The organism is Parasynechococcus sp. (assembly GCF_042954245.1).
GTDB lineage: Bacteria > Cyanobacteriota > Cyanobacteriia > PCC-6307 > Cyanobiaceae > Parasynechococcus.
The window spans coordinates 1-5,041 of record NZ_JBGKDP010000160.1 but is presented as its reverse complement, the minus strand read 5'-3'; the positions used below and the strand labels follow the sequence as shown (position 1 = coordinate 5,041).

Annotated in this window: 8 protein-coding genes and 2 rRNA genes; 4 read left to right on the top strand and 6 right to left on the bottom strand. The window is 57.3% G+C overall.

All coding sequences use genetic code 11. The features are described 5' to 3' along the window. The 4 genes from ACGVJ8_RS07225 to ACGVJ8_RS07210 all read left to right on the top strand — a co-directional run. A 23S ribosomal RNA gene (locus ACGVJ8_RS07225) occupies positions 1-197 on the top strand; the annotation flags it as partial. 110 nt (positions 198-307) lie between these two features. Beyond that, positions 308-424, top strand: a 5S ribosomal RNA gene (gene rrf / locus ACGVJ8_RS07220). Positions 425-545: 121 nt separating this feature from the next. After that, positions 546-1,478 carry a YihY/virulence factor BrkB family protein gene (locus ACGVJ8_RS07215; RefSeq protein WP_392346770.1) on the top strand — a complete coding sequence of 311 codons (933 nt, stop codon included), beginning with the start codon at positions 546-548 and terminating at the stop codon, positions 1,476-1,478. A 53-nt stretch (positions 1,479-1,531) separates the two neighbouring features. Further along, positions 1,532-1,882, top strand: a complete 351-nt coding sequence (locus ACGVJ8_RS07210) for a hypothetical protein (RefSeq protein WP_392346769.1) — start codon at positions 1,532-1,534, stop codon at positions 1,880-1,882. Here the strand turns inward: ACGVJ8_RS07210 and ACGVJ8_RS07205 are convergent. From ACGVJ8_RS07205 to ACGVJ8_RS07180, 6 genes are all read right to left on the bottom strand, one after another. After that, positions 1,858-2,211: a DUF2834 domain-containing protein gene (locus ACGVJ8_RS07205; RefSeq protein ID WP_392346767.1), complete on the bottom strand. Its 354-nt coding sequence runs from the start codon at positions 2,209-2,211 to the stop codon at positions 1,858-1,860. The two genes, ACGVJ8_RS07210 and ACGVJ8_RS07205, sit on opposite strands and share 25 nt — an antisense overlap. Beyond that, positions 2,204-2,473: an exodeoxyribonuclease VII small subunit gene (gene xseB, locus ACGVJ8_RS07200; protein WP_392346765.1), complete on the bottom strand. Its 270-nt coding sequence runs from the start codon at positions 2,471-2,473 to the stop codon at positions 2,204-2,206. The genes ACGVJ8_RS07205 and xseB overlap by 8 nt, the downstream gene beginning before the upstream one ends. Beyond that, positions 2,473-3,636: an exodeoxyribonuclease VII large subunit gene (xseA, locus tag ACGVJ8_RS07195; RefSeq protein ID WP_392346763.1), complete on the bottom strand. Its 1,164-nt coding sequence runs from the start codon at positions 3,634-3,636 to the stop codon at positions 2,473-2,475. Before xseA ends, xseB begins: the two co-directional genes overlap by 1 nt. Next, a complete protein-coding gene (locus tag ACGVJ8_RS07190) occupies positions 3,626-3,823 on the bottom strand; it encodes a hypothetical protein (protein WP_392346761.1) in 198 nt (65 codons plus the stop codon). The genes xseA and ACGVJ8_RS07190 overlap by 11 nt, the downstream gene beginning before the upstream one ends. Positions 3,824-3,915: 92 nt before the next feature. Then, positions 3,916-4,056, bottom strand: coding sequence for a chlorophyll a/b-binding protein (locus tag ACGVJ8_RS07185; protein WP_011365253.1), 141 nt, complete (start codon positions 4,054-4,056; stop codon positions 3,916-3,918). A gap of 87 nt (positions 4,057-4,143) precedes the next feature. After that, on the bottom strand, positions 4,144-5,041 hold an 898-nt coding region (locus ACGVJ8_RS07180), incomplete at its 5' end, for an ATP-dependent helicase C-terminal domain-containing protein (RefSeq protein WP_392346759.1).

Genomic DNA, 5,041 nt, shown 5'->3' with positions numbered 1-5,041 from the left:
CCAACGGTAAACGCTGGGTAGCCATGTGCGGAGTGGATAACCGCTGAAAGCATCTAAGTGGGAAGCCCACCTCAAGATGAGTGTTCCCATGGGGTAACCCAGTAAGGTCACGGGAAGAACACCCGTTGATAGGCTCTATGTAGAAGTCCAGTAATGGATGCAGCAGAGGAGTACTAATAGACCGAGGGCTTGACCAACATTTTGGTTCTTGCCTGAAGACTCATTTCTTTGTTTGATTCAGACGTGCAGCGTTAGTTGCAGATCCTATGCAGTTCTCAGGGTTCAACCCTTGAGAATATTTAACTATCCTGGTGTCCATGGCGGTGTGGTCCCACTCCGATCCATCCCGAACTCGGTTGTGAAACGCATCAGCGGCGACGATATTTGGGGGGTAGCCCCTTGAGAAAATAGCTCGATGCCAGGTAAAACATTCTCTCAATAAGGTGCTGCTACTGATTACTTCAGCAGCAACATTTGCAAAAAAGCCACCTCATATTAGGGTGGCTTTTTTGTTGTAAAATTTTAGTAGTCTTTCGTGCCCATCTGTGCCAAGACGTTCACTTGTTCGACGATTAAGTGGGCAGATTTGGCAGGCCTGTCAGCGTTGGAATAACGCTGAATGTGTTGATTTAAGTGCTGCTTTTGCGTATTTCGTTCTTCAGTCGTTCTTTCCGCTGCTTTTAATCGCGTTATCTGTCGCTGCACGGGTGTTTGGCAGAACGGACAGTATGGACAATGTGTTGGCCTCGGTGACGCAGGTCTTGCCGCCATCAGCAACCAGCCTGGTGGATTCCACCTTGCGTGGCTTGGTGGATCAAAATTTTGGGGCAGGAATTCTCGGTATTCTTGTTTTACTTCTCACAGCTAGTAACGCTTACTTAACGCTCCAGCGCGGCGCTGATCGGCTGTGGTCTGAGATTCTGCCTGAGCCATCAATCGGTTTGTCTTGGTGGCAACAAGTTGGGCAGTTTTGTAGAACGCGTGTCGAAGCTTTTTTGACAGTTTTTGCTATATCTATTTTGATTATTTTCCAGCAGTTGGTGCTCAGCATCGGGCAGCTGCCAGAGGACATTGTTGGTATTTTGGATGAATTTATTCCAGGTTTTATAGGGTTTGTGCGCTCTAGTCCCATTCTTCCTCTCGGGCGAATTCTTGTTCCCGCCTTGATCTTATCCTTGATGGCCTGGCTGCTTCAGGTGGTGTTGCCCAGCCGTCGTATTCCTGCAGTTCCTCTCATTCCTGGTGCACTATTGATTGGATTCGGTCTCGCTTTCCTCAACAAAATTCTGAGCCTGAGTATTGTTTCCCTGGGTAATCGCTATCAGGCCTATGGCGTGATCGGTGGTGTTTTGGTCTTGACGCTTTGGGTTTGGTTGGTGGGTGTGATTCTTTATTTTGGCCAGTGTTTAAGTGTGGAATTAGCATCAGTTCGTTTTGCGAAAGCTCGGCTCGGGGAACCGAACAGCGTGACGCCTTGAACTTTGATTCAACTCTGCGAAGCTGATTCAACGGACTTTCTCCGTTGAATTCAATGAACCGACCACTAGCAGTGTTTTGGATTGCAGCTGTTTTGCTGCTGCTGGTGCCAACCGCTGCCGGTCGTCTCTTGCTTGATCTCGCCGGTGGTGTGCTTCTGGCTCTTTTGGCGCTTCCCTTGATCCTCTCGGGGTTTGGCTGGATTGGTTGGAAGATTTTGCAATCGAGGATGATCAGCTGTACCGCCTGCGGTGCTACCGGTTTGAAGGGGGCTGCAGTCTGTGCGGTCTGTGGCACTCCCTATGCCAATGCGGGAGACACTCCGGCCAGTTCTGCAGCACCGTCCACACCTGCCAGTGATCTCACCATTGATGTGGTCGCTCAGGACGTGGATTCCGAGTCCTGAGCCTGCAGCTGCCGTTCTCGCAGGAACAAGAAAAATGGAGCAGCGCAGGCAAAGGCCACGCCAAAACTCAAGGGGATGGCCAGCCACCAGCCTTTGATCTTCTGACGTGGCCCTTCCACACAGATCCATAGTGTGACGGCACTGGCTCCTACCAGCAGGTCAGCGCTCAAGGAGCGTGAGGCGGCTGTGCTGCTGGCATCGGCGATAAATCGTGTCAAATCAAAGGCCTGTCCACCCCCTTCAGCGATGAACTCCAGGTTGGCCTTCCAGGGCAGGATCGCTCCCAATACAGCCAGAAGCAGATAGATCCAAGGCAGAGCTTTACGCATCGTTCGTAGCTTTGGGGGTTGTGGGATCGAGTTCGACAATCGACTGTTCGACGCTGTCGAGCAGGGTCTGGCAACGGCTCAGATAAACCTCGCCGTGGAGAACTTTTTGCTGTAATTCCGCCAAGGGGACACTGTCGTTCTGCAGCTCAGCAAGCAGCAGATCTAGAGCCTGCATGGCTTCTTCGTAGCTCAGTCCTTCGGCTTCGTTTCGCCACGCTGCGATGCGATCACGGTGCTCTTTGTTGACTTGGCGCTTGCTCATCAGGAGGTGGTGTTGGGTGCACTGCGCTGAATCTGACCGACCCGGGCCTCAAGGCCTCCGTCGCTCATTCGAATGTTGAGCTGATCACCGATCTTGACGGATTTCAGGCCTGAAATGGGATCGCCGGCGTTGTTGCTGATCAAGGCCAAACCGCGTTTCAGCCAGCGTTCCGGTGAAAGCGCTTTGAGCAATTGGTGCTTTTGGGCAAGTTCCTGGCGTTGGCGTCTGATTTTCTCCAATGGAGACTGTTGCTGTAGGGCAACGTCCCGATCCTGGAGGTGCTGACGCTCGCGAAGGATTCTCCCCAGCAGCGCGTCTTTCAACCGGCTTTGCCGTTGCGCAAGTCCCTGGCGTTCCGCCTCGCCGTCGGGCAGCAGTGCCACGATCGCCGCCGTGGGCGTGGCTGCGCGATGGTCTGCCACCAGATCGGCAACGGTGAGATCATCCTCATGGCCCAGGCCTGTCACCACCGGTATGGGGTAGTGCGCCAGGAGGCGGCAAAGCGCTTCGTTGTCGAACACCGCCAGGTCTTCCCGGCTACCACCGCCGCGGGCAAGCACCAAAGCTTGAAGACCTAGCTCGGCAGTGCGTTCGGCCAAGGCTTCCAGAGTGCTGATGATCGTCGAGGCCACGGAACCCTGCACCGGAATCGGCACCACAATCAGCTGCGTCAGGGGCCAGCGTTCCGCCGCGGTGCGGAGCATGTCGGCCAGGGCGGAACTGGGCACGCTGGTAAGCACCACGATGGAGGCGGGTTGGCGCGGAAGCGGCCTCTGATGGCTGGGGTCGATCACCCCCTCCTCTTCCAACAGTTGCCGCACCCGTTCAAACTCGCGCAGCACCGTGCTGAGGCTGGGCCGGATGTCCAACGCCTGAACGGTGAGGCTGGCCCGCGCTGCCCAGAAATTGAGTTTGCCCACCACGGTGACGCCGTCACCGTCCTTGGGTTGATAGCTCAATTGGGCCAGCTTCGAAGCCCACACCACACCGGAAATGCTGGCGGAGCCGTCGGTGAGGGTGAGCCAGAGGTGGCTCTTTTTGAGTTGAGGCCGGGAGACCGTGGCCTCCAGTAAAAAACTCGGCGCAAAGCCGCGTTCCAGCAGGCTTCCGATGGCTGTGTTCAGCTCAGCAACGGAATAGGTCGGAAGACGATCAACGTTCAAGGCGGCTGTAGGCGTAACCCCAGTAAATGCAGACAACGGCCGAGATGCTGGTCAGCAGAACGCCCCAGTGCTGGTGGATCTGGGTGGCACCAATCGTGCAGATCACCAAGGCGCTGCTGAGCAGCCTTGATCCATCACGTTTGTTCTGAACGTAAAGCGGTGACAACGACTGCCTCGGTGGAATCATCCCCACTGTGCTGCATCAGCGGTGGTTGGTGGAAAGGCAACAAAAAAACCCCTCGGCAAGCCGAGGGGTTTTTTGAATCCGCGGAGCGGAAATCAGCCGAGGCCGATCTGGGACAGGATGCCCTGGCCGGTGAGGAGCTCGGTGCCGAGGCCGATCACGATGCCCAGCATGGCCAGACGACCGTTCCAGGTCTCAGCGAAGTTGACGAAGCCGAAGCGTGCGTTGTCAGACATGGGTTGAACCAATTGGTTGTAAGTCAATATAACAAAGGTTGGAGTTTTGTTGAGTGTGTTAACGGCTACGCGCCGGGCTTTCCCTGGTCAGGGTCGCTGGCCGCTCGACCGGCGTTTGGTTCGGGCCGTCGGCAGCGCCTGGCGGGGATTCTCGGGCCAGGCGTGCTTGGGGTAGCGCCCTCGCATTTCCCGGCGCACCTCCTGGTAACTGCCTTCCCAGAAGTCTTTGAGGGCGCGGGTGCGTTGCAGGGGACGTCCGGCTGGTGAGAGCAGTTCCAGCGTGACGGGGATACGGCCATTCAGCACGTGGTGGCCGTCGTCAGATCCGAACATCTCCTGCAATTTCACGGAGAGGATCACCTCGTCGGCGGTGTAGAGCAGCGCGGCTTGCCGGCCGGAGGGGATCGGGATGCGGCGCGGCAGCAGGCCATCCAGCTGTTGCCTGAAGTTCCAGTCCAGATCGCCCCAGAGTGCCTCTTCCAAGGCTGTCGCGCTGATGTCGCTCCAGCCCAGGCAGCCCTCCAGGCTTGGTCCAAGCCAGGTGTCAGCCTGTTCCAGCAGCGTGGTTAGCTCACGATTCGGCCAGGGGGCGCCCACCTGTTGGTGCATCCATGCCAGCCGTTGGCGCAGCTGATGGCTGCTGTCCGTCCAGGGCAGGACATCAAGGCTGGCATCCTTCTTCAGCTGCTCGATCAGCAGGGTCCGGCACAGCGCTGCGGCTGGTGAAGGCTGTGGCGTGCGGCGCACCACCAACGCTCCCAGTTTGAGTTGGCGTTCGGCGCGGACCCGCTGGCGTTCGGGATCCCAGCTGGCCTCGTCCTGCCAGTGGCCGTCCCGCTCAGCGATGCTCCGCAGGGTGCTCTGGCTCAGGGCCACTGCCATCAGGATTCGCGTGTCCCTGCCGCCCATGTCGACCCTCGCGATGGCCAGGGCAGGACTGCCCTGCAGCGGATCCCAGGGCAGCAGGGTTGCTCGGCGGCCCTGA

Coding starts and splice junctions, on each gene's coding strand:
- ACGVJ8_RS07210 (WP_392346769.1), top strand. CDS start 1,532: ATGAACCGACCACTAGCAGTGTTTTGGATTGCAGCTGTTTTGCTGCTG.
- ACGVJ8_RS07205 (WP_392346767.1), bottom strand. CDS start 2,211: ATGCGTAAAGCTCTGCCTTGGATCTATCTGCTTCTGGCTGTATTGGGA.
- xseB (WP_392346765.1), bottom strand. CDS start 2,473: ATGAGCAAGCGCCAAGTCAACAAAGAGCACCGTGATCGCATCGCAGCG.
- ACGVJ8_RS07190 (WP_392346761.1), bottom strand. CDS start 3,823: ATGATTCCACCGAGGCAGTCGTTGTCACCGCTTTACGTTCAGAACAAA.
- ACGVJ8_RS07185 (WP_011365253.1), bottom strand. CDS start 4,056: ATGTCTGACAACGCACGCTTCGGCTTCGTCAACTTCGCTGAGACCTGG.